The following is a 20,774-nucleotide window of genomic DNA, read 5'->3' on the forward strand; positions in this document are numbered from 1 at the left end:
TTTATGACGAATATCGAAAATGACACGCCCGTCGACGACGGCGCGACCGAAGAAACCGCAGCCCCCGAAGCCGTCGCCGCCGAACCGCAGGATGAAGCGGCGAAGCTGGCCGAACAGATCGCCGCGCTGCAGCAGGACCTGCTCTATGCGCGCGCCGAGACGCAGAATGTGACGCGCCGCAAGGACAAGGAAATCGCCGACGCGCACGCCTATGCGTCGACCAAATTCGCGCGCGACATCCTTTCGGTCGCCGACAATCTCGGCCGTGCGCTCGCGGCGCTGACCGCCGAGCAGCGCGAGGATGCGGCGATCAAGCCATTGATCATCGGCCTCGAAGCGACCGAGCGCGAATTGCTGAGCGTGTTCGAACGCAACGGCATCACGCGCATCGCCGCGATCGGCCTGCCGCTCGATCCGAACCAGCATCAGGCGATGCTCGAAATCCCGAGCGACAAGGAACCCGGCACGATCGTGCAGGAAATGCAGGCGGGCTATATGATGAAGGACCGGCTGCTGCGCCCCGCGATGGTGGGCGTCGCGAAGAAGGCGGACTAAGCCCGACTTACTGGATATCGTCATGCCGGACCTGATCCGGCATCCATTGCTGCATCGCGGTTGTGGACCCCGGATCAGGTCCGGGGTGACGAATGTTGGCGCTAAGCCGCTTTGCGCAGCTTGGCCAATTTCTTCAGCACCATCTCGCGCTTCAACCGCGACAGATGGTCGATGAACAATATGCCCTCCAGATGGTCATGCTCGTGCTGGATGCACGTCGCCATCAGGCCGGTCATGCGCTCGCGGTGCGGCTTGCCGTCCTCGTCCTGCCAGTCGACGGTGACCTCGGCGGGACGCGTCACATCGGCATATTGCTCGGGGACCGACAGGCAGCCTTCCTGATAGACGCTATGCTCCTCGCTCTCGTCGGAGAAGACGGGGTTGATGAAGACGCGCGGATCGCGGATCACCTTCTTGCCCTCTTCGTCCTCGGGATCGGGTTCCTGCAGGTCGATGACGAGGATGCGCTTCGGCACCCCCACTTGAATGGCGGCAAGCCCGATGCCGGGCGCGTCGTACATCGTCTCGAACATGTCGGCGACCAGCGTCTTCAGCTCAGCGTCGAAGGTCTCGACGGGCTTCGAAATGACGCGCAGCCGCGGATCGGGGGTCTCTATGATGGGTAGGATGGCCATGCGTGCGAGGTATGATCGCGGAGGCGCGGGGTCAAGAGGTTGGTCGTATCGTTGACTCGAGCATTGGGTTGGGGAAGCTGTACGGGATGGCGGACGATGACACCCCGACTTGGACACTCGCTGAACATCTCAAAGCAGGCGAAGCCGCTTTGGATGAAATTCAAGGCGATCCTGAACGAGCAGCTTCCGCTCAGCCCGTTTGCCACCATTTCGATGAGATCGAACCCACCGACATACTGCAGGTCGATCGCGAGGATATATACACAGCAGTTTCTAAACAGCTTTCTGATCTTGGCGTCGTTTTTGCGGCAGATCGACTGGAAGGCTGGGAAACATCTGCGCCAACTCATAGTTGGCTAGGTCAGCGTATTCCCGGCCCCTTTCATGCCGCCAATGCCGCCGGACTGATCTATTGCGGCTGGACGTGGGAACCAACAGGTCGGCAGCCGGTCGGCGCATCCACGCTAACGATAATAAACAACCGATCCGATTAGCCCACCGGCCGTCGCGCCCGCAGCGCCTGCGCCAGCGTTCCCTCGTCCAGATAATCGAGCTCGCCCCCCACCGGCAGGCCATGCGCGAGCTGCGTCAGCCTTACCGGATAGCCTTCCAGCCGCTCGGCTAGATAATGCGCGGTCGTCTGCCCTTCCAGCGTCGCGTTCATCGCCAGCACCACCTCGTCGATGCCCCCCGCGGCGACGCGCGCGACGAGGGCATCGATGCTGAGATCCTGCGGCCGCACGCCCTCCAGCGCCGACAGCCGGCCGCCGAGGACGTGATATTTGCCCGGAAAGAGCCGCGACTTGTCGAGCGCCCAGAGATCGGACACCTCCTCGACGACGCACAGCGAGCGCGCATCGCGGCGCGGGTCGGCGCAGATCGCGCACGGATCTTGCGTATCGACATTGCCGCAGATGCCGCAAGTGACGAGGCGCTCGGACACCGTCTGGAGCGCCGCGAGCAAGGGCGCAAAGCTGCTCTCGCGCTTCTTCATCAGGTGCAGCACCGCACGCCGCGCCGACCGCGGGCCGAGGCCGGGGAGCCGGGCGAGTTGCTGGACGAGGGCTTCGATTTCGGTGGAGGCCATGGCGGGGTGGTAGTGGCTGCGCAAGATATGCACAATATTCCCCGTGTTCCTGCGAAGGCAGGAACCCATCTCCGGCCGGTGCGAGTTGGAACCGGCCGAAGATGGGCCCCTGCCTTCGCAGGGGCACGCCGCGCCAAGACTTGAATGTCGCACTAACCTCCGCCAAAGCCCGCACCCATGCGTATCGCCTTCATGGGAACGCCGCCCTTTGCGGTGCCGACGCTCGCCGCGCTCCACGCGGCGGGGCACGAGATCGCGGCCGTCTACACGCAGCCGCCGCGCCCGGCGCAGCGCGGCAAGAAATTGCAGCAGAGCGCAGTGCATGATTGGGCCGACGCCCATGACCTGCCCGTCCGCACGCCCAAGAGCCTGCGCAGCGAGGAAGCGCAGGCCGAATTCACCGCGCTCGACCTCGATATCGCGGTCGTTGCGGCTTACGGCCTGATCCTGCCGCAGGCGATCCTCGACGCGCCGCGCGAGGGCTGCCTCAACGTCCATGGCTCGGTCCTGCCGCGCTGGCGCGGCGCGGCACCGGTGCAGCGCGCCATTCTCGCGGGCGATGCCGAAACCGGCGTGACGATCATGCAGATGGATATCGGGCTCGATACCGGCGCGATGCGGCTGGTCGAGACGACGCCGGTCGCGCGCAAGACCGCGGGCCTGCTCACCGACGAACTCGCCGAAATGGGTGCGTTGATGATGGTCAAGGTCCTGAGCGACCTCCACGCCTTCGCGCCCGCGCCGCAGCCCGACGAGGGCGTCACTTATGCGGCGAAGATCGACAAGAGCGAGGCGCGGCTCGATTTTCTGACCAGCGCGGTGCAGGTCGAGCGACAGATACGCGCATTCAACCCGATGCCGGGGGCTTTCTTCGAACTCGACGGCGAGCGCTACAAGATATTGGCGGCCGAGGTGGTGCATCCGGCCGAGACCGTCGCGGGCGCGGCGCCGGGCGTCACGCTCGACGACGCGCTGACCATCGCCTGCAACCCCGGCGCGATCCGTGCGATGCGTGTCCAGCGCGCCGGCAAGCCCGCGATGGACGCCGCCGAACTGCTGCGCGGACGGCCGGTCCCGATGGGGACGCGGTTGGCATGACCCGGCCTGTCCCCCTTCGTCACCCAGGAGTTGATCCGGGGTTCATGACTTCAGCGCTGCCGCGGACCCCGCATCACGTCCGGGCTGACGCGAATGGGCGCAGCGGCCGCTCATGACAAGATTTGCCCTCACCATCGAATATGACGGCCGCCCCTTCATGGGCTGGCAGCGGCAGAGCCACGGCCCCAGCGTCCAGCAAGCGCTCGAAGAGGCCGTCACGCGCATTACCGGCGAAGAAGCCGCGGTGCATGGCGCGGGGCGCACCGACGCCGGCGTCCACGCGATCGCGATGCGCGCGCACGTCGACATCGAAAAGGCGATCCGGCCCTTCCGGCTGATGGAGGCGCTGAACGCGCAGCTTCGCCCTGCCCCGGTCGCGGTGCTCGCGTGCGCCGAGGTTGCCGACGACTGGCACGCGCGCTTTTCGTGCATCGGCCGCGCCTATGAGTATCGCATCGTCAATCGCCGTGCGCCCCTGACGTGGGACAAGGGGCTATCGTGGCAGTTCGCCAAGCCGCTCGATGCCGGAGCGATGCACGGCGCGGCGCAGGCGCTGGTCGGCCGCCATGACTTCACGACCTTCCGCTCGGTGCATTGCCAGGCGGAAAGCCCGGTCAAGACGCTCGACCGCATCAGCGTCAGCCGCCACGGCGACGAGATCATCATCGAGACCGCGGCGCGAAGCTTCCTGCACCATCAGGTGCGCTCGATGGTCGGCTGCTTGAGCATGGTCGGCGAAGGCAAATGGTCGGCGCGCGATCTGAAAGCGGCGCTCGATGCTGCCGACCGCAAAGCGCTGGGGCTCAACGCCCCGCCGGATGGCCTCTACTTCGTTGAGGCGAAATACCCCTGAATCAAAAAGGGCGGCCCCGCAGGACCGCCCTTTTCGCTTCATCCGGTTCGGTCGGATCAGACCGCCTTTTCCAGATAATATTTCGGCGCATGTTCGTTGAGGATCTGGAGGATCTTCGCCTGCGCGGTCTTTTCGTCGCTTTCTTCCATCGCGGCGAGTTCGCGCGCGAGGCGGCTCGACGCCGCTTCGAAGATCTGGCGTTCCGAATAGCTCTGCTCCGGCTGGTCGTCGGCGCGGAACAGGTCGCGGGTCACTTCGGCGATCGACACGAGGTCGCCCGAATTGATCTTGGCTTCATATTCCTGCGCGCGGCGCGACCACATGGTGCGCTTCACCTTCGGCTTGGTCGTCAGCACCTGAAGCGCTTCCTTCAGCGTCTTGTCCGACGACAGCTTGCGCATACCAACGCCTTCGGCCTTGTTGGTGGGAACGCGCAGCGTCATCTTCTCCTTTTCGAAGCGGAGAACATAAAGTTCCAGCTGCATACCGGCGATTTCGGACTTCTGCAGTTCGATGACGCGCCCCACGCCATGCTTTGGATAAACAACATAATCCCCGACTTCGAAGACGAGCGTGTTTGCGGACATGCAAGTTCCTTTCTTGGCCTTGCCGATGGACTGGGAAGCGCAGAAAGCCGGTCCTATCCTGCCTTATGAAGCGGCGGATCGGCGTTGTTGGGCGGCGCTAGCCAGTCAGAGTGACAAGGGATATGGCTCCATCAGGACGCCCACAGCTCCCCTTGCACCCGGCGGGCAGAGGCAAACTGTCGATGCGTTGATATTTATTATAACAGATTCGCAACAAAATTGCCACCCCTGTCGCGGAATTCCGCGGGTTGGCACCTTGACGGGCTCCCAGGCCCGTTTCAGGTTGCAACGAAACGATGAGATAGGATGTCGATATGCAGGATCAAGTGTGGTGGGTCACCGGGGCGTCGTCGGGGATCGGTGCGGCGCTGGCAAAGGGACTCGCGGCGCGCGGCGCGCGGCTGATTCTCTCGGGCCGCAATATCGCCGCGCTCGAAGCCGTCGCAAGGGAGATCGGCCCGGGAACGATGATCCTGCCGTTCGAAGCGACCGACTATGCCGCGCTGCCGACCTTGGTCGACGAGGCCTGGGACTGGTGCGGACGGATCGACGGGCTCGTCAACAATGCCGGCATCTCGCAGCGCAGCCTGGCGGTCGATACCGATTTCGCGGTCTATCAGAAGATCGTCGACGTCGACCTGCTCGCGCCGATCGCCCTCACCCAGCAGCTATTGCCGCGCATGATCGCCGCAGGCGGAGGGCAGATTGTCGCCATATCCAGCGTCGCGGGCATCGCGGGCGTGCCGCTCCGCAGCGCCTATTGTGCCGCCAAGCACGGCCTGATCGGCTATCACGACAGCGTCCGCGCCGAGAATGAGCATCTCGGGCTGAAGGTGCTCGTCGTCGCACCGGGATCGGTCGCGACAAATGTCAGCCGCAACGCGCTGAACGCCGACGGCAGCATGCGCGGCGAAAGCGACGCGGCGATAGAGAACGGTCTCTCGCCCGATTTCGCCGCGGAGAAGATCCTCGATGCGGTCGAGGCGGGGACGCGCGAACTGGTCGTCGCCGGGGGCGCCGAGACGGCGGTTGCGGAACTCCGCCGTAGCAATCCCGATGCCCTGTTCGACCGGATGAGTGCGATGGTGCAGGCCGGCTATGCGCAGCAAATGAAGGCTACGTCGGCGTCCTGAACCCGCCGTTCCCTCCGGTTCGGGCCACAAGCGCTCGCGCTACAGCCGATCCTATTGTCGCCTCATGACATAATCGATCCTGATCCGGACCCAGCTGCCGACCAGCAGCTTGCCGCCGAGCCGCGGGGGCCGCACCTTGAACTGCCACGCTGCGGCGAGCACGGCGCGATTGATCTGCGACCCGGTCGGATATTCGTCCAGCCCGACGCAATCTTCGACGCGGTAATCGGGGGCGGTGCGGCAAGCGATCAGGCCCCAGCCAGGCCCGCTGGCGGTGGACAGATAGCCGCGCAGCTCGTCGTCGCTCGGCTGGCGATACCAGGTCGCCGCATAGAGCGGCTCGCCATTGGGCGCCGTTCCGACGCGTTCCGAATCGCGGAACGACGAGGATGAGCCGCCGGTGTTGGGCGGCCCATATGTGCCAGGACGAAGGACGGGGCGGGCAATCGCCGGCGACGGCTGTTGCACGACAGGCGCGGGACTCGGCGGCGCGGGCACCGGCTGCACGGCCGGCAGCGGCTGCGGTTCGCTGGGCTTGGTTGGCGGGGTTTCGTCGGCCTGCGGCTTCGGCTCGGGCTGCTTCTCGCTCCGCTCGGCCTTCGCGGCGCTCGGTTCGGGCGCCTCGTCGGCAATCTCGCTGGCCTCAAGGCTCACCATGCTGACGCGTTCGGTTTGGGAGTCGGGTTTCCCCACCGAACCGAAGGTAAGCAGCATGAGCAACAGCAGCGCCGAAATCAGGACGGCGAGACTTATGGCGAGCGCGCGGCGCCCCACCCCGATGTTGAGCTGTTCGACGTAGGGCGTGACTGGACCAGGGTGCAGCAGAAAATATCTTCGGTGACGGTGCGCGCTTGTGAGAGCGCCGGGGCAAGGGCCACGGAGGGATAGGCGCGCGCCCGACCATTGACAAGCGCGGGTTGGCCGTCGCTAAACTCGCATGAAAAAGCCCCGCCGGATCGCTCCGGCGGGGCCTTTCTTTTGCCCGTAGGCGGCGCGGATCAGACCGCGCCGTGCGCCAGCGCCGCGAGGAGCAGGATCGCCACGATGTTGGTGATCTTGATCATCGGGTTGACTGCCGGGCCCGCGGTATCCTTGTACGGATCGCCCACGGTGTCGCCGGTGACCGCAGCCTTGTGAGCTTCGCTGCCCTTGCCGCCGTGGTTGCCGTCTTCGATATATTTCTTGGCATTGTCCCAAGCGCCGCCGCCCGAGGTCATCGAGATGGCGACAAACAACCCGCCGACGATCACGCCGAGCAGGAGCGCACCGAGCGCCTCGAGCGCCGCGGCCGGACCGGCCACGCCGCGGATCACCAGGAACACCACGATCGGCGCGAGCACCGGCAGCAGCGACGGGACGATCATTTCCTTGATCGCCGCCTTGGTAACGAGGTCGACCGTGCGCGCATAGTCGGGCTTGCTCTCATAGGTCATGATGCCGGGATTGTTCTTGAACTGCTCGCGAACATCCTTGACGACCTCGCCCGCCGCGCGGCCGACGGCGGTCATGCCGAACGCGCCGAACAGGTACGGCAGCAACGCGCCGAGCAGCAGACCGACGATGACGTACGGCGACGACAGCGAGAAGGTCAGCGGCTCGGTCAGCCCGAGCTTCGCCGAATATTCGGTGATGTCGGCCGTATAAGTACCGAACAGCACCAGCGCCGCCAGACCCGCCGAACCGATGGCATAGCCCTTGGTCACGGCCTTCGTCGTGTTGCCCACAGCGTCGAGGAGGTCGGTCTTTTCACGAACCGAATCATCGAGGCCCGCCATTTCGGCGATGCCGCCGGCGTTGTCGGTGACCGGGCCGTAGGCGTCGAGCGCAACGACCATGCCTGCCAGCGCGAGCATTGCGGTCGCGGCGAACGCGATGCCGACGATGCCGGCGATCTGGAACGCAGCGATGATGCCGGCGCAGATGACGAGCGTCGGCGCTGCGGTCGATTCGAGGCTGATAGCCAGACCCTGAATGACGTTGGTGCCGTGGCCGGTTTCCGACGCCTTGGCGATCGACCGCACCGGGCGATAATTGGTGCCGGTGTAATATTCGGTGATCCAGATGATCAGGCCGGTGATGACGAGCCCGAGCAGCGAACACAGGAAGAGATCCATGCCGTTGAAGGTCTGGCCCGTCACATCGGTATTCATGTCGCCCTTCAGCACATAGCTGGTCGAGAACCAGATCGCGGGGACCGACAGAACCGCGGTGACGAGGAAGCCCTTGTACATCGCGCCCATGACATTCTTGCCGCCGCCGAGGCGGACGAAATAGGTGCCGATGATCGAGGTGATGATGCAGACGCCGCCCATCAGCAGCGGCAGGCTCATCAGCGGCAGCAGCATGTCGCCTGCGCTCTTCAGCAGCAGCGCGATCAGCACCATGGTGGCGCCGACGGTGACGACATAGGTTTCGAACAGGTCCGCCGCCATGCCGGCGCAGTCGCCGACATTGTCGCCGACGTTATCGGCAATCACCGCGGGGTTGCGCGGATCGTCCTCGGGAATTCCGGCCTCGACCTTGCCGACGAGGTCGGCGCCGACGTCGGCGGCCTTGGTGAAGATACCGCCGCCAAGACGCGCGAAGATCGAGATCAACGAAGCGCCGAACGCCAGCGCAACGAGCGCGTCGACGACGGTGCGGTCATCGCCGCCGACGGTGTAACCGCCGGGGCCGATCAGGTACCAGAAGAAGACCGAGATCGCGAGCAGCGCAAGGCCCGCCACCAGCAGGCCGGTGATCGCGCCGGCGCGGAACGCCATGGTCAGGCCCGCCTGCAGCCCGGTCTGCGCCGCGGCGGCGGTACGGACGTTCGACTTGACCGAAATATTCATGCCGACGAAGCCCGCGACGCCCGACAGGACGGCGCCGATGACGAAACCCGTCGCCGAAATCGGACCGAGGAAAAACCCGACCAGAACGGCGACAACGACGCCGACGATGGCGATGGTGCGATATTGGCGGCCTAGATAGGCCTTCGCGCCTTCCTGGATGGCGGCGGCGATTTCCTGCATTTTCTCATTACCCGCCGAGGCGCCGAGCACCTGCCGCGAGGTAATGAACCCATAGAGCACGGCCAACAGGCCACACCCTATCGCGATCAAAACCGGATTCATGCGTGTCTATTCCTTCCCCATTGAGAAGGGCGAACGCAGGATAGCAGTCGAACGTCCGACTTATTGATGCCGGCTCGCTCTCTCCCCTGATGCGACCGCCCCAAATTTGGACGGGCGAGTTATGGGAAGAAAGAAAGCCGAGGGCAAGCCCGGTTTTTCGGCAATTTTCCGTATGTTTCGGGCCTAATGTGTGAAACCGAGACGCTCGGGCAGCACGATCCGCTGCGCCTTGTGAATCAGGGTAAGCCCCTCGCCGACCCCTGCATGGCCCACCGGCGTCAGTGCGATTCCCAACCCTGCACCGATCTCGCGGATCGCCACCGCTTCGCCCGGATCGGCCGCGAACAGCAGCTGGTAGTCATCGCCCGCGGTCGCCGCCGCGAGCCGCGTGTCGAGCACATCGGGACGTACCGCAAGCAACGCCGCCGACAACGGCACCGCCTCCAGCATCAGCGTGATGTCGCACCCGCTGGCGCGCGCCATGCGGTCGGCATCGATCAGCAGGCCGTCGGACACGTCCATCATCGCGTGGACGTGCCGCACCAGCGCCTGACCGAGCGTGAGCTGCGGCTGCGGGCGGCGGTAGGCCGCAAGGCACGTTTCGTTCGGATCGACCTCGCCCAGCCGCATCGCTAGGCCGACGCCGGCATTGCCGATCGAACCGCTGACCCAGATCTGGTCGCCGGGACGCACGCCGCTGCGCGCCGGAACGCCGTCGGGCGACGCGCGGCCGATCGCTGTCAGGCTGAAGCTGCGTGGAGCGCCGCCGGGCACGCGAACCGTATCGCCGCCGAGCAGCGCGGCGCCATAGCGGCGGAGTACGCTCTCGAGGCCCGCCACAAATTCGGCGTCCCAGTTCTCATCGCCGGTCAGGCTGTAGCCGAGCAACACGCCCACTGGCGCGGCGCCCTTCGCGGCAAGGTCGGAGAGATTCACCGCGACCAGCTTCCATGCGACATCCTGCGGACCGTCGTCGGGCAGGAAATGAACGCCCTCGACGATCATGTCGTGCGTGAGAACGAGGTCGCCAAGCAGCGCGGCATCGTCATCGAGCCCGCGCGCGGCGGGGTCGGTTGCGATGGTACGCAGGCGAGCAATGAAATCGGCTTCGCTCATTACGAAAAGCCTAGCGAATACCGTAGCGGTATAAAAGATACCGAACGATCCTCCCTGTCGCGAAGCGATGGGGAGGATTTCAGCTACTTGGCCCGCACATCCTTGCCGATCGCATCGAGCAGGCCGTTGGCAAATCCCGCCTCGCGCCCGTCGAAAAAGGCCTTCGCCACATCGACATATTCGCTGACGACCGCGCCGACCGGCACATCGCCGCGCGCCAGCAGTTCATAAGCACCCGCGCGCAGGATCGCCTTCATCGTGCGGTCGAGCCGGTCCATCGTCCAGCCGCTCGCGAGTCTGGCGGTGATCGCCGCGTCGATCTCCTCCGCCCGCGCGAGCGCGCCCTTCACGATATCGTCGAAGAAGGCGACGTCGGCGTCGGCATATTCGGCGCCCTCGATCGTCGCGCCGATCCGGTGCTGGTGGAATTCATGGATGAGCTGCGCGACCGGCGTGCCCTCCATCTCGTGCTGGTAGAGCGCCTGCACGGCGGCAAGGCGGGCGGCGGAGCGGGACTGGGCGCGTTTGTTCATGATCATTCTACTTCAGTCTGTTCTGGACGCTGAGCGCGTGCGCGGGAAGCCCCTCGGCACCCGCGAGCGCGACGGCAGCGGGGCCGATCGCGGCGAGGCTTGCTTCGTCGAGCGCGAGGAAGCTGGTGCGCTTCATGAAGTCGGTGACCGACAGCCCGCTCGAAAAGCGCGCGCGGCGTCCGGTGGGGAGAACGTGGTTAGGGCCGGCAACATAGTCGCCGATGGCCTCGGGGGTCTGGCGGCCGAGGAAGACCGAGCCCGCATGGCGCACCTTGGCGAAGAGCGCATCAGCCTCGGCCGGATCGACCGCGAGTTCGAGATGTTCGGGCGCCAGCCGGTCGCAGAGCGGGATCGCGTCGGCCAGCGTCGGCACTACGATCACCGCGCCATTGTCGGCCCAGCTCGCCTGCATCGTCGATGCTGTGTTCAGCGTCGGAATGACGTGCGCGACCGCCGCCGCGACGGCATCGGCGAAATTGCCATCGTCGGTGAACAGGATCGACTGGCTCGTCGGATCATGCTCGGCCTGGCTCAGCAGGTCGGCGGCAATGACATGCGGTTCGTTCTTGTTGTCGGCCACGACGACGATCTCGCTCGGCCCGGCGACCATATCGATACCGACCACGCCATAGACCTGCCGTTTCGCCTCGGCGACCCAGGCGTTGCCGGGACCGGTCACGACGTCCACGGGCGCGATCCTGCTGGTGCCATAGGCAAGCGCCGCAACCGCCTGCGCCCCGCCGACGCGCCATATCTCATCGACCCCGCCGATATGCGCCGCGGCCATCACGACCGGATTGGTCTCGCCACCCGGCGTCGGCGTCATCATCACGATGCGTTCGACCCCGGCGACCTTCGCGGGCAAGATGTTCATCAGCACCGACGAGGGATAAGCCGCACGCCCGCCGGGGACATAAACGCCCGCCGCATCGACCGCACTCCAACGCGCGCCCAAACGCGCCCCGGTCGCATCGCGGTAGTCGCGATCCTCGGGAAGCTGCGCGGCATGATAGGCGCGGATACGCGCCGCCGCGAGGTCGAGGGCATCGCGCAGCTCGGGAGCAAGCGCGTCATAGGCGGCCGCACATTCCTCCTTCGAAATGCTCCAGCCGCGGGTTTCAAGATCGAAGCGATCGAACCTGGCGGTATAGTCGGCGAGCGCGACGTCGCCCTCGGCCTTCACCCGCGCAATGATAGCCGCGACGTCAGTCGAAACATCGGAGTCGCTCTCGCGCCGGTCATTGACCAGCGCGTCGAACTCCGCGGCGAAGCCGGGGTCGGACGCGTCAAGCCGCCGCATTGCCCACGGCCTCGCGGAATTTCTCGACCAGCGCGGGCACTTCGGCCGAGCGCAGCTTGAACGCCGCGCGATTGACGATCAGCCGCGCCGAAACCTCGCTGATGATCTGCTGCTCGGCGAGGGCGTTTTCGACCAGCGTCCGTCCGGTCGAAACAAGATCGACGATGTGCGAGGCGAGCCCCAGCTTCGGCGCGATCTCCATCGCGCCATTGAGCTTGATGCACTCGGCCTGGATCCCCTGCCCCTCGAACCAGCGGCGCGTCGTCGCGGGATATTTGGTCGCGACGCGGATGTGGCTCTCACCGATGCCGGGAGGCGCGCTGTCTGCGGGTCCCGCAAGCGACAGCCGGCAATGCCCGATGCCAAGGTCGACCGGCGCATAAAGCTCCGAATAGTCGAACTCGTCGACGACGTCCGACCCGACGATGCCGAGTTGCGCGGCGCCATGCGCGACGAAGGTTGCGACGTCGAACGCGCGCACGCGGATCAGCGAGATATGCGGCTGGTTCGTGCCGAACACGAGCGCGCGGCTGCTCTTGTCGAAAAAGTCCGCTGCCGGCTCGATCCCGACACGCGCGAGCAAGGGCAGCGCCTCGTCGAGGATGCGCCCCTTGGGGATGGCAAAGATGATCGGTTCGGGCATAAGCGCCGTGCCTTTAGGCGGCGAGAGGAGAAAGGGCAATGAGCGAGCGCTACCAACTGGTCGACATGGCCGAGACGGGGCCCGCGGCGGTGCGCACCGCCTTTGCGAATCAAGTCGCCTATTGCCGGGCCAACGACGCGCGAGTCACCGCGCGGATCGTCGCCGCGCTCGCGACCTTGCTCGACAAGCCCGCGACCGAATTCGCGCGGCGGATCGCCGACTGGCAGGGGCCGCCGCTCGCCGACGCCCTGCCGCTGCGCGCCGCCGGCGGACTCCATGCGCTGCATCTGTCGGGCAAGTCGCCCGCGCTCGCCCCGATCTACGCCGACGCCGACGACATCAACGACGCAGCCGTCGTCGCGGGGGTCGTGGCGGGCCACGAGGCGGCGCTGCTCCCGTGGCTCGACGGGCCGCCACAGACCAATGAGGCGGGCCGTTCGTCGAATTTCATCGCCGCGATGCTGTGGCTGACCGACCAGGGGTTGCCGCCGCATTTCGATTGCCTCGAAATCGGGTCGAGCGCCGGCATCAACCTGATGATCGACCGCTATCACTACGACCTTGGCGGGGTGCAGGTCGGCCCCGAGCCAGGAGTCATGGCCTTCACCCCCGAATGGCGCGGGAGCCACCCGCCGCAGCACAAGATCGACTTTGCCGGACTGAAAGGGTGCGACGTCGGGCGGGTGGACCTCACCGATCCGGCACAGGCGCTGCGCCTCAAGGCCTATATCTGGCCCGAACATGCGATCCGTTTCCAGCGCATCGAGGCCGCGATCGCGGCAGCGCGCGCGAAGAAACCGAACCTCGTCCACGCCAACGCCGCCGATTTCGTCGAGGCGGAGCTTCGCAAGCCGCAGGCGAAGGGGACGACGCGCGTGCTGATGCACTCGATCGTCTGGCAATATGTCCCCGAGGACCAGCAGATGCGCGTGACGACCGCGATGGAAGAGGCCGGCGCCGAGGCGACCGCCGATCGGCCGCTGGCGTGGATCGCGCTCGAAGCCAACCGTACCGTGCATCAACACGAACTCGTCGTCCGCTACTGGCCCGGCGGCGAAGCGGCGAAGATGCTTGGCCGCGCGCACGCCCATGGCGCGTGGGTCGAGTGGGCGGCCGCCTAAAGCCGCGCTTCGAGCTGCGCGAGCATCGCCTGCACCGGGGTGACCGCGACCGGTGTTTCCCAACCGGCCTCCAGCGCGGCGATCCGCTCGAACAGCCGTTCGCTCGCGGCGACGATCCGGCGCAGCGGCATTGCGAAACGCGCACAGACCTCCCAGTCGGCCGCAACCGGCTCGCCGATCCGCGCCGCGCTGTCACCCGCCCCCGCACCGGGATCGCCAGCGATCATCGCGCGGCGATGGAGCAGCCAGGCGATGATGTGCATCAGCCGCGTCGTCGTCTTGAGTGATTCGCACGCAAGGCTGACCTGCAGAAGGGCGTCGCGACCGACGGCACCGAGGTCGCGTTCGGCCGCAAAGGCCGCGTGCGCCTCATCGGCGAGCAGCATCGCCTCGACATAGAGATTCTCGACCTGCGCGCGGTGAACCGGCAGCCCGATCGCGATACCGTTTGTTGGGTCCGTCGCCATGGCCGCGGAGATGACACGTTCACCGCTGTGGCGGCAACGACGGTAACCATGAAAAATCGAACCGCCAACGTCCCGTTTTGAATCAGGAGCCTTGAAGCGGAACCGTTCCCGTCAGGCGATGATGTCGGGAATGATCTGATCCTCGCACCACGAGATCTCGTCGCGCAGGCGCAGCTTGCGTTTCTTCATCCGCGCGAGCTGGAGCTGGTCTGGTACCGTCGCCTCGCCAAGGGCGATGATCGCCGCGTCGAGATCGCGATGCTCGAGGCGAAGCAGTTCCAGGCGCTGGGTAATTTCTTCGGCGTTCACACCTGCCTCCTGCCACGATAGCGAGCGGTCCGCAACGGGCTGTCCGGGCCGCCTACCGGCTGGCCGAATCGGCACGACAAAGGGTGCGATTCGTGATTTACTCGGCTCCCCCAACCGAGTCGAAGGAGAATGGCCAATGAGCATCTCGCATCTTTCCGCCCTGAAGTCCCGCCACGCGGACCTCGACGCGAAAATTGCGAATGAAGAGCGCCGTCCTTGCCCTGATACGGGACTATTGGCGCAGTTGAAGAAGCAGAAGCTGAGGCTCAAGGAAGAAATGGCCGCGACCGCCTGACCGTCGCACGACCGCTACCGCCCGCTGGTGCTTCCCCTCGCGGAGCGCATCAGCGTCGGCGGTAGAAGGGGCCCTTGTTCAGCGCCGACAGATGCGGCGGAACTTCCGATTTCTGGACAACCTGACGCCGAACCGCCTGCGGATCGACCTGACGGTCGAACGCGATCCCGAACTTGCCCTCGCCGACCCAGACGATTCGCCCTGGAACCGGGCCAACGTTGCGCAGATCCACCTCGATCGCCGCCCCTTGGGCCAGCCCGCGAAACGTGGCTTCTGCAAGCATCCCCCCAGCGGACAGATTGCGAACGCGAACGACGAGCGGCGCGGCCTGTCCGGGAATCAGGACATGCGCCTGCAGGAACAGGCTGTCCCGGTCGGCACTGCGCGACAGCGCCGCCACCTCTTCATCCACCGATAGTGGTTCACGCGATTCCATTGCGACCTTTTCCCCGCGCTGAGTGTCAGGCGGCGAATCTAGGTCGCAGCGATTGCGGAAACGTAAATGCCGCCGACTTTGTCCCGGCGAGGATCAGTCTTCGCGCGAGATGCGTTCGTTGCGCTCGTGACGCTCCTGCGCCTCGAGCGTCATCGTCGCGATAGGGCGGGCCTGGAGCCGCGCGAGCGAGATCGGCTCGCCGGTCACCGCGCAATAGCCATATTCGCCTTCGTCGATGCGCCGGATCGCCGAATCGATCTTCGCGATCAGCTTGCGCTGGCGGTCGCGGGTGCGCAGCTCGATCGCCCAGTCGGTCTCGCTCGACGCGCGGTCAGCAAGGTCGGGTTCGCGAAGCGGCCCGTCCTGCAACTGTGCCAGCGTCGATTCGGATTCGGAGAGGATCGACTTTTTCCATGCGAGCAGCAGGCCACGGAAATACTCCTGCTGCCGCTCGTTCATAAACTCTTCGTCTTCGCTGGGAACATAATCCGAATCGAGGTTCGATTTGGCTTCGCGAAGCGCGTCGGCGCCAACATCGGCGATCTGGGTTGGCATAAAGGGCTTTTCGCGTCCTTTCGTGTCGCCGTCCGCCCGGAACGGACGGAACGGGGAATGCGCCGCGCCTATAACCAGCCGCCGGTTGCGACACAAGCGCCGAAGCAGCCGCTAAGCATTTGGCGGTGAAGCAAAGCTGAACCGGCCACGGCCCGACCGGCGAGACTTAACTTCGCCATGGGTTCGAATTTGTCCAATAGGGCCGATTTGAAGTCATTTACGTGCTGATTTGGGACAGTTATGCTATTCGGGGTTGATTCCGGGGGGCAAATCCCGCTGTCGGACAGGCAAACGCGGTTAACGCAATTGCCGCGTTCACAAAGCTTTGGCCTTTTACGTCCAGTGGAGGGCACGGCGGCGAAGCGTCGGACACCCGCAACGGGAAAGAGAGAAGTCTATGTCGGTTCGAATGGCCCTCGCCAAACTATGTGCTTGCACCTGCGGCGGTGCGATCATTGGCAGCGGCGCGATGCAGATCGCCGACGTCCCGGCGGCACGCGCCCAGTCGGCGAAGCCCTGCACCCCCTGCGGCGGCGCCAAGAAGGTCGTTCGCAAGCGCCATGCCGCGAAAAAGCCGGTGAAGCGCATCCGCCGCGTCGTCACGACGAAGCGTGTGATCCGCACCGCAACTCCGCAGCAACAGGTCGTGACGCAGACGATCCCCCTGCCCCCGATTCCCTATGCGCCCTTCCCGCAGCGCGGATGGGAAGGTGGCGGCAGCGGCGGCGGTGTGACAGTGATCGGCGGCGGCTTCGGCGGCGGTTTCGGCGGCGGCTTCTTTGGCGGCTTCTTTGGGGGCAGCAGCAGCGGCGGGGGCGGCAGCGTGGTTGTCACCTCGACGACGACCGGCGGCATCACCTCGAGCACCAGCTCGACCTCGGGCGGCGTATCCACCTCGACCGGCGGGGTTTCCACCTCGACGTCGAGCTCCTCGGGCAATGTGTCGACGTCGACCGGCGGGGTTTCCACCTCGACGTCGACGGGCGGCGTCAGCACTTCAACGGGCGGCGTTTCGACGTCGACCGGCGGGGTCAGCACCTCCTCGGGCAACGTCTCGACCTCGTCGGGCAATGTCAGCACGTCGTCGGGCAATGTGTCGACCTCGACCGGCGGCATCAGCAGCACCTCGTCGAGCAGCAGCTCGTCGTCGAGTTCGTCTTCTTCCTCCTCGTCTTCGTCGTCGAGCTCGTCGTCCTCGGGCGGGGGCAGCTCGTCGAAGGGCGGTTCGTCGCATGGTTCCTCGGGCTGGGGCAGCTCGTCGAGGGGTGGCAGCAGTTCAGGCGGTTCGAGCAGCAGCTCGGGTGGTTCGAGCAGCAGCAGTTCAGGCGGTTCGGGAAGCAGTTCGTCGTCGAGCAGTTCCTCCTCGTCATCCTCGTCCAGCAGCAGCTCATCGGGCGGTGCGACCTCGTCGGGCGCGACGAGCACCAGCAGCAGCTTCGGCGGCACCAGCACCAGCACCGGGTCCTCGTCGTCGAGCAGCAGTTCCTCTTCGAGCTCTTCTTCCTCGTCGTCGAGTTCGGGCGGCAGCACCAGCAGCTCGTCGGGCGATCCGACCCCGGTGCCGGCCCCGCCGATGATCCTGCTCTTCGGCGCCGCAGCCGCCGCGCTCGTCGCGCGCCGCCGCGCCGCGAACCGCAACGACGACGACAAGTCGGACGCGGCGTAAACGAATCCACTGGCGGTCGAGGGGGCTAACCCGACCACCTAACTGGGGGCCGCCCGCAAGGACGGCCCTCTTTTCATGTGGCGCGCATTTTCAGTTTGCCAATCGGCAAACTATCTATAAAGTTCGCCACATGGTGAACCAATCATCCGCTCTCGACTCGGTCTTTCACGCACTCGCCGACCCGACGCGCCGTGCTGTGATCGGCCGCCTGCTGAGCGGCGCGGCGCCCGTGAAGCGGCTCGCCGAGCCCTTCGACATGGGCCTTCCCGCCTTTTTGAAGCATCTGGCGGTGCTGGAGGGCTCCGGGCTCATTCGCTCGGCGAAGCAGGGCCGCGTGCGCACCTGCCACCTGAACGAAGCCCGGCTCGCCGAGGCGGAAGGCTGGCTGTCCGAACAGCGGGCCGTCTGGCAGGCGCGCACCGACCGGCTGGCGGCATTCGTGGAAGCACAACATCCTCAGGAGCAACGCAGGTGACAAACGGAACCGAGCTTACCATCTCCCGCCTGATCAAGGCGCCGCCGTCGGCGGTCTGGAACGCCTGGAGCGTGCCCGAAAATCTTGAGAAATGGTGGATTCCCGCACCGATCGAATGCCGCGTCGACACGCTCGAGCTCCGTCCCGGCGGCGGTTTCGTGACCCGCATGCGCGAGCAAGGCGCCACCGATTTCCAGCCGCATGTCGACGGCTGCTTCCTCGAGGCGGTCCCCGAGCAGAGGCTGGTCTTCACGACCGTCCTGACCGCAGGCTGGCAGCCCGTCGAACCGTGGCTCGCCATCACCGCGATCCTTACCTTCGAACCGAAGGACGGCGGCACACTCTATGCGGCGCGGGTGCTCCACAAGAGCCCCGAGGATAGCGCGAAGCATGACGAGATGGGCTTCTACGAAGGCTGGGGCACGGCGATCAGCCAGCTCGCCAGGCTGATCGAACCATAGCCCTGCCTGTCGCGCAGCGATGGGGAGGCGGCAGCGCGAAGCGCTGACGGAGGGGCCACGAAGCAACGTTGCAGCCCCTCCACCATCGCCTGCGGCGGCGGTCCCCCTCCCATGCCTGCGGCACTGGGAGGATCAAGGCTTGCACCGCTCGCCCCGCGCCGCCATAGCGCGGCGCATGCACGATATCCGCCTGATCCGGGAAAATCCCGCAGCCTTCGACGCCGGCCTCGCGCGCCGCGGCCTCGAACCCCTGTCCGCGCCAATCCTTGCCGCCGACGCATCGCTGCGCGCGCTTCAGACCGAAATCCAGGCTTCGCTCGCGCGCCGCAACGAAGCGTCGAAACTGATCGGTCAGGCGATGGCGCAGGGCGACAAGGACAAGGCCGAAGCGCTGAAGGCCGAGGTCACCGATCTCAAGACGACCCTCCCCGCAAAGGAAGAGACCGAGCGCGAACAGCTCGCCGCCTTGCAGGACCTGCTCGCTGCGCTTCCGAACCTTCCCGCCGACGACGTCCCCGATGGCGAGGACGAGGACGCGAATGTCGAGATTTCGCGCTGGGGCACGCCGCGAACCTTCGACTTCGCGCCGCAGGAACATGCCGATTTCGCTCCCGCGCTCGGCCTCGACTTCGAGACCGCGGCGAAGATGTCGGGCGCGCGCTTCGCTTTCCTGAAAGGTCAGATGGCGCGGCTCGAACGCGCGCTCGGCCAGTTCATGCTCGATATGCAGACCGGCGAGCCCGGCTATGTCGAATGCGCGACCCCGCTGATGGTCCGCGACGAGGCGGCGTTCGGCACCACGCAGCTCCCGAAGTTCCGCGAGGACCTGTTCCAGACCACCGACGGGCGGTGGCTCATCTCGACCTCCGAAATGAGCCTGACCAACGCGGTGCGCGAGGAAATCCTGTCCGAGGCCGAGCTGCCGATCCGCATGACCGCGCTTACCCCCTGCTTCCGCTCCGAGGCGGGGTCGGCGGGCCGCGACACGCGGGGTTATATTCGTCAGCACCAGTTCTGGAAGGTCGAGCTTGTCTCGATCGTCCGTCCCGAGGACAGCGACGCCGAACTCGAACGCAAGACAAGGGCGGCCGAGAAGATACTGGAAGCACTAGACCTTCCCTATCGCAAGATGCTGCTCTGCGCAGGCGACATGGGCTTCGCCGCGCGCAAGACCTATGACCTCGAAGTGTGGCTTCCCGGTCAGGATAGCTATCGCGAGATTTCGAGCTGCTCCAATTGTGGCGACTTCCAGGCGCGCCGCATGAATACGCGCTTCCGCCGCGAAGATGCGAAGGCCAACGAGTTCGTCCACACGCTGAACGGCTCGGGGCTTGCCGTGGGGCGGACGCTGGTGGCGATCCTCGAGAATTATCAGCAGGCGGATGGCAGCGTCGATATTCCGGCGGCGTTGCTGCCGTATATGGGCGGCCTCACCAAGCTGACGCCCGCGTCCTGAACTCGTCACCCCGGACTTGATCCGGGGTCCACGACGCCGGCGCCAAATGGATCCCGGATCAAGTCCGGGATGACGAAGAAAGAGAGACTCGAAAGTGCGCATCCTCCTCACCAACGACGACGGCTATCACGCCCCCGGTATGGCGGTGCTCGAAGCCATCGCGCGCCAGCTTTCGGACGACATCTGGGTCTGCGCCCCCGCCGAGGAACAGTCGGGCGCGGGCCACTCGCTCACCCTGTCGCGCCCCGTCCGCATCCGCCAGCACGGCGAGCGGCGCTGGTCGTGCAGCGGCACCCCGACCGACTCTGTGATGATGGCAATCGGCAAGCTGATGCCCGAAAAGCCGGACCTGATCCTGTCGGGCGTCAACCGCGGCGCCAACCTGGGCGACGACATCACTTACTCGGGCACCGTTTCGGCTGCGATCGAGGGCGCGCTCGCCGGCATTCGCGCGATCGCGCTGAGCCAGGTCTATGCCAAGGAAGGGATGGGTGACAGCGTCCCCTTCGAAGCGGCCGAAGCGTGGGGCGCCAAGGTGCTGCGCCCGTTGCTCGATCACGACATGCCGCCGCGCACGCTGATCAATGTCAACTTTCCGGCCATCCCGGCGGCCGATGTGCGTGGCATTCGCGTCACCCGGCAGGGATTCCACGATTACGGCCGCGGCTCGATCGTCGAGGGCACCGATCCGCGCGGCTATCCCTATTATTGGTTCGGGCTGCACGGGATCGAGCACAGCCCCGGTCACGACAGCGACCTTGAGGCGATCGACGATCGATATATCTCGGTCACCCCGCTCCAGCTCGACCTCACGCACGACGCTTCGCTGGCGGCGCTGCGCAGCGTCTATAGCGACTAGCCTTCGCGCCACGGCTTT

General features: G+C 65.8%; 26 protein-coding genes. 11 read left to right on the top strand and 15 right to left on the bottom strand.

From position 1 onward, the window contains the following. Window positions 1-3 precede the first annotated feature (3 nt). Window positions 4-555 (top strand): nucleotide exchange factor GrpE, encoded by a 552-nt coding sequence (gene grpE / locus ATE64_RS09365; RefSeq protein ID WP_058454930.1) that lies wholly within the window; start codon window positions 4-6, stop codon window positions 553-555. Between the two features lie 101 nt (window positions 556-656). Here the strand turns inward: grpE and def are convergent, their stop codons facing one another. Beyond that, window positions 657-1,190, bottom strand: a complete 534-nt coding sequence (gene def / locus ATE64_RS09370; protein WP_058454931.1) for a peptide deformylase — start codon at window positions 1,188-1,190, stop codon at window positions 657-659. Between the two features lie 86 nt (window positions 1,191-1,276). Between def and ATE64_RS21585 the strand changes: the two genes are divergently transcribed. Continuing rightward, entirely contained in the window at window positions 1,277-1,684 is a 408-nt protein-coding gene (locus ATE64_RS21585) for a hypothetical protein (RefSeq protein ID WP_156416492.1), read from the top strand. On the opposite strand, the gene recR is transcribed toward ATE64_RS21585, so the two are convergent. Further along, window positions 1,681-2,277, bottom strand: coding sequence for a recombination mediator RecR (gene recR, locus ATE64_RS09380; RefSeq protein ID WP_058454976.1), 597 nt, complete (start codon window positions 2,275-2,277; stop codon window positions 1,681-1,683). The two genes, ATE64_RS21585 and recR, sit on opposite strands and share 4 nt — an antisense overlap. Before the next feature lie 177 nt (window positions 2,278-2,454). Between recR and fmt the strand changes: the two genes are divergently transcribed. Both fmt and truA read left to right on the top strand, forming a co-directional pair. Further along, window positions 2,455-3,375 carry a methionyl-tRNA formyltransferase gene (fmt, locus tag ATE64_RS09385; RefSeq protein WP_058454933.1) on the top strand — a complete coding sequence of 307 codons (921 nt, stop codon included), beginning with the start codon at window positions 2,455-2,457 and terminating at the stop codon, window positions 3,373-3,375. Between the two features lie 112 nt (window positions 3,376-3,487). Then, on the top strand, window positions 3,488-4,228 hold the full coding sequence (gene truA, locus ATE64_RS09390; RefSeq protein ID WP_058454934.1) for a tRNA pseudouridine(38-40) synthase TruA: 741 nt from the start codon (window positions 3,488-3,490) through the stop codon (window positions 4,226-4,228). Window positions 4,229-4,284: 56 nt separating this feature from the next. Here truA and ATE64_RS09395 read toward each other — a convergent pair whose 3' ends face one another. Beyond that, window positions 4,285-4,815: a CarD family transcriptional regulator gene (locus tag ATE64_RS09395; RefSeq protein WP_058454935.1), complete on the bottom strand. Its 531-nt coding sequence runs from the start codon at window positions 4,813-4,815 to the stop codon at window positions 4,285-4,287. A 314-nt stretch (window positions 4,816-5,129) separates the two neighbouring features. Here ATE64_RS09395 and ATE64_RS09400 point away from each other — a divergent pair, with 314 nt between their 5' ends. Further along, entirely contained in the window at window positions 5,130-5,948 is an 819-nt protein-coding gene (locus ATE64_RS09400; RefSeq protein ID WP_058454936.1) for an SDR family NAD(P)-dependent oxidoreductase, read from the top strand. Window positions 5,949-5,999: 51 nt separating this feature from the next. Here the strand turns inward: ATE64_RS09400 and ATE64_RS09405 are convergent, their stop codons facing one another. The 6 genes from ATE64_RS09405 to hisG form a co-directional block, all read right to left on the bottom strand. Next, window positions 6,000-6,722 (bottom strand): hypothetical protein, encoded by a 723-nt coding sequence (locus tag ATE64_RS09405; RefSeq protein ID WP_231729060.1) that lies wholly within the window; start codon window positions 6,720-6,722, stop codon window positions 6,000-6,002. Window positions 6,723-6,946: 224 nt separating this feature from the next. Beyond that, entirely contained in the window at window positions 6,947-9,064 is a 2,118-nt protein-coding gene (locus tag ATE64_RS09410; protein ID WP_058454938.1) for a sodium-translocating pyrophosphatase, read from the bottom strand. A gap of 183 nt (window positions 9,065-9,247) precedes the next feature. Further along, window positions 9,248-10,180, bottom strand: a complete 933-nt coding sequence (gene thiL / locus ATE64_RS09415) for a thiamine-phosphate kinase (protein WP_058454939.1) — start codon at window positions 10,178-10,180, stop codon at window positions 9,248-9,250. Window positions 10,181-10,263: 83 nt separating this feature from the next. Further along, window positions 10,264-10,713, bottom strand: coding sequence for a transcription antitermination factor NusB (gene nusB / locus ATE64_RS09420; protein ID WP_058454977.1), 450 nt, complete (start codon window positions 10,711-10,713; stop codon window positions 10,264-10,266). 7 nt (window positions 10,714-10,720) lie between these two features. Continuing rightward, entirely contained in the window at window positions 10,721-12,013 is a 1,293-nt protein-coding gene (gene hisD / locus ATE64_RS09425; protein ID WP_058454940.1) for a histidinol dehydrogenase, read from the bottom strand. After that, window positions 12,000-12,656, bottom strand: a complete 657-nt coding sequence (gene hisG / locus ATE64_RS09430; protein WP_058454941.1) for an ATP phosphoribosyltransferase — start codon at window positions 12,654-12,656, stop codon at window positions 12,000-12,002. The genes hisD and hisG overlap by 14 nt, the downstream gene beginning before the upstream one ends. 38 nt (window positions 12,657-12,694) lie before the next feature. Here hisG and ATE64_RS09435 point away from each other — a divergent pair, with 38 nt between their 5' ends. After that, complete coding sequence (locus ATE64_RS09435; RefSeq protein ID WP_058454942.1) at window positions 12,695-13,777, top strand: DUF2332 domain-containing protein; 1,083 nt, start codon at window positions 12,695-12,697, stop codon at window positions 13,775-13,777. On the opposite strand, the gene ATE64_RS09440 is transcribed toward ATE64_RS09435, so the two are convergent. Both ATE64_RS09440 and ATE64_RS09445 read right to left on the bottom strand, forming a co-directional pair. Beyond that, window positions 13,774-14,244, bottom strand: coding sequence for a DUF1465 family protein (locus tag ATE64_RS09440; protein ID WP_058454943.1), 471 nt, complete (start codon window positions 14,242-14,244; stop codon window positions 13,774-13,776). The two genes, ATE64_RS09435 and ATE64_RS09440, sit on opposite strands and share 4 nt — an antisense overlap. A gap of 111 nt (window positions 14,245-14,355) precedes the next feature. Next, complete coding sequence (locus tag ATE64_RS09445; protein ID WP_058454944.1) at window positions 14,356-14,553, bottom strand: DUF465 domain-containing protein; 198 nt, start codon at window positions 14,551-14,553, stop codon at window positions 14,356-14,358. Between the two features lie 136 nt (window positions 14,554-14,689). Between ATE64_RS09445 and ATE64_RS21135 the strand changes: the two genes are divergently transcribed. Continuing rightward, the gene (locus ATE64_RS21135; RefSeq protein ID WP_082657693.1) at window positions 14,690-14,848 is read left to right on the top strand and encodes a YdcH family protein; all 159 of its coding nucleotides are present in this window, start codon (window positions 14,690-14,692) and stop codon (window positions 14,846-14,848) included. A 49-nt stretch (window positions 14,849-14,897) separates the two neighbouring features. Here the strand turns inward: ATE64_RS21135 and ATE64_RS09450 are convergent, their stop codons facing one another. The 4 genes from ATE64_RS09450 to ATE64_RS09460 all read right to left on the bottom strand — a co-directional run bounded on the left by ATE64_RS09450 (window position 14,898) and on the right by ATE64_RS09460 (window position 17,543). Continuing rightward, on the bottom strand, window positions 14,898-15,248 hold the full coding sequence (locus ATE64_RS09450; RefSeq protein ID WP_231729061.1) for a PilZ domain-containing protein: 351 nt from the start codon (window positions 15,246-15,248) through the stop codon (window positions 14,898-14,900). Window positions 15,249-15,377: 129 nt separating this feature from the next. Next, entirely contained in the window at window positions 15,378-15,839 is a 462-nt protein-coding gene (gene dksA, locus ATE64_RS09455) for an RNA polymerase-binding protein DksA (RefSeq protein WP_058454946.1), read from the bottom strand. A gap of 333 nt (window positions 15,840-16,172) precedes the next feature. Further along, window positions 16,173-16,463 (bottom strand): hypothetical protein, encoded by a 291-nt coding sequence (locus ATE64_RS21140; RefSeq protein WP_082657694.1) that lies wholly within the window; start codon window positions 16,461-16,463, stop codon window positions 16,173-16,175. A 54-nt stretch (window positions 16,464-16,517) separates the two neighbouring features. Continuing rightward, the gene (locus tag ATE64_RS09460; RefSeq protein WP_231729062.1) at window positions 16,518-17,543 is read right to left on the bottom strand and encodes a hypothetical protein; all 1,026 of its coding nucleotides are present in this window, start codon (window positions 17,541-17,543) and stop codon (window positions 16,518-16,520) included. Between the two features lie 92 nt (window positions 17,544-17,635). Here ATE64_RS09460 and ATE64_RS09465 point away from each other — a divergent pair, with 92 nt between their 5' ends. The 4 genes from ATE64_RS09465 to surE all read left to right on the top strand — a co-directional run bounded on the left by ATE64_RS09465 (window position 17,636) and on the right by surE (window position 20,756). Continuing rightward, a complete protein-coding gene (locus ATE64_RS09465) occupies window positions 17,636-17,980 on the top strand; it encodes a metalloregulator ArsR/SmtB family transcription factor (RefSeq protein WP_058455333.1) in 345 nt (114 codons plus the stop codon). Continuing rightward, window positions 17,977-18,441, top strand: coding sequence for an SRPBCC domain-containing protein (locus ATE64_RS09470; RefSeq protein ID WP_058455334.1), 465 nt, complete (start codon window positions 17,977-17,979; stop codon window positions 18,439-18,441). Before ATE64_RS09465 ends, ATE64_RS09470 begins: the two co-directional genes overlap by 4 nt. Before the next feature lie 175 nt (window positions 18,442-18,616). Beyond that, window positions 18,617-19,897 carry a serine--tRNA ligase gene (serS, locus tag ATE64_RS09475; protein ID WP_058455512.1) on the top strand — a complete coding sequence of 427 codons (1,281 nt, stop codon included), beginning with the start codon at window positions 18,617-18,619 and terminating at the stop codon, window positions 19,895-19,897. Window positions 19,898-19,991: 94 nt separating this feature from the next. After that, window positions 19,992-20,756 carry a 5'/3'-nucleotidase SurE gene (gene surE / locus ATE64_RS09480; protein WP_058455335.1) on the top strand — a complete coding sequence of 255 codons (765 nt, stop codon included), beginning with the start codon at window positions 19,992-19,994 and terminating at the stop codon, window positions 20,754-20,756. Window positions 20,757-20,774: the final 18 nt, after the last annotated feature.

The organism is Sphingopyxis sp. H073 (assembly GCF_001468395.1).
Taxonomy (GTDB): Bacteria; Pseudomonadota; Alphaproteobacteria; order Sphingomonadales; family Sphingomonadaceae; genus Sphingopyxis.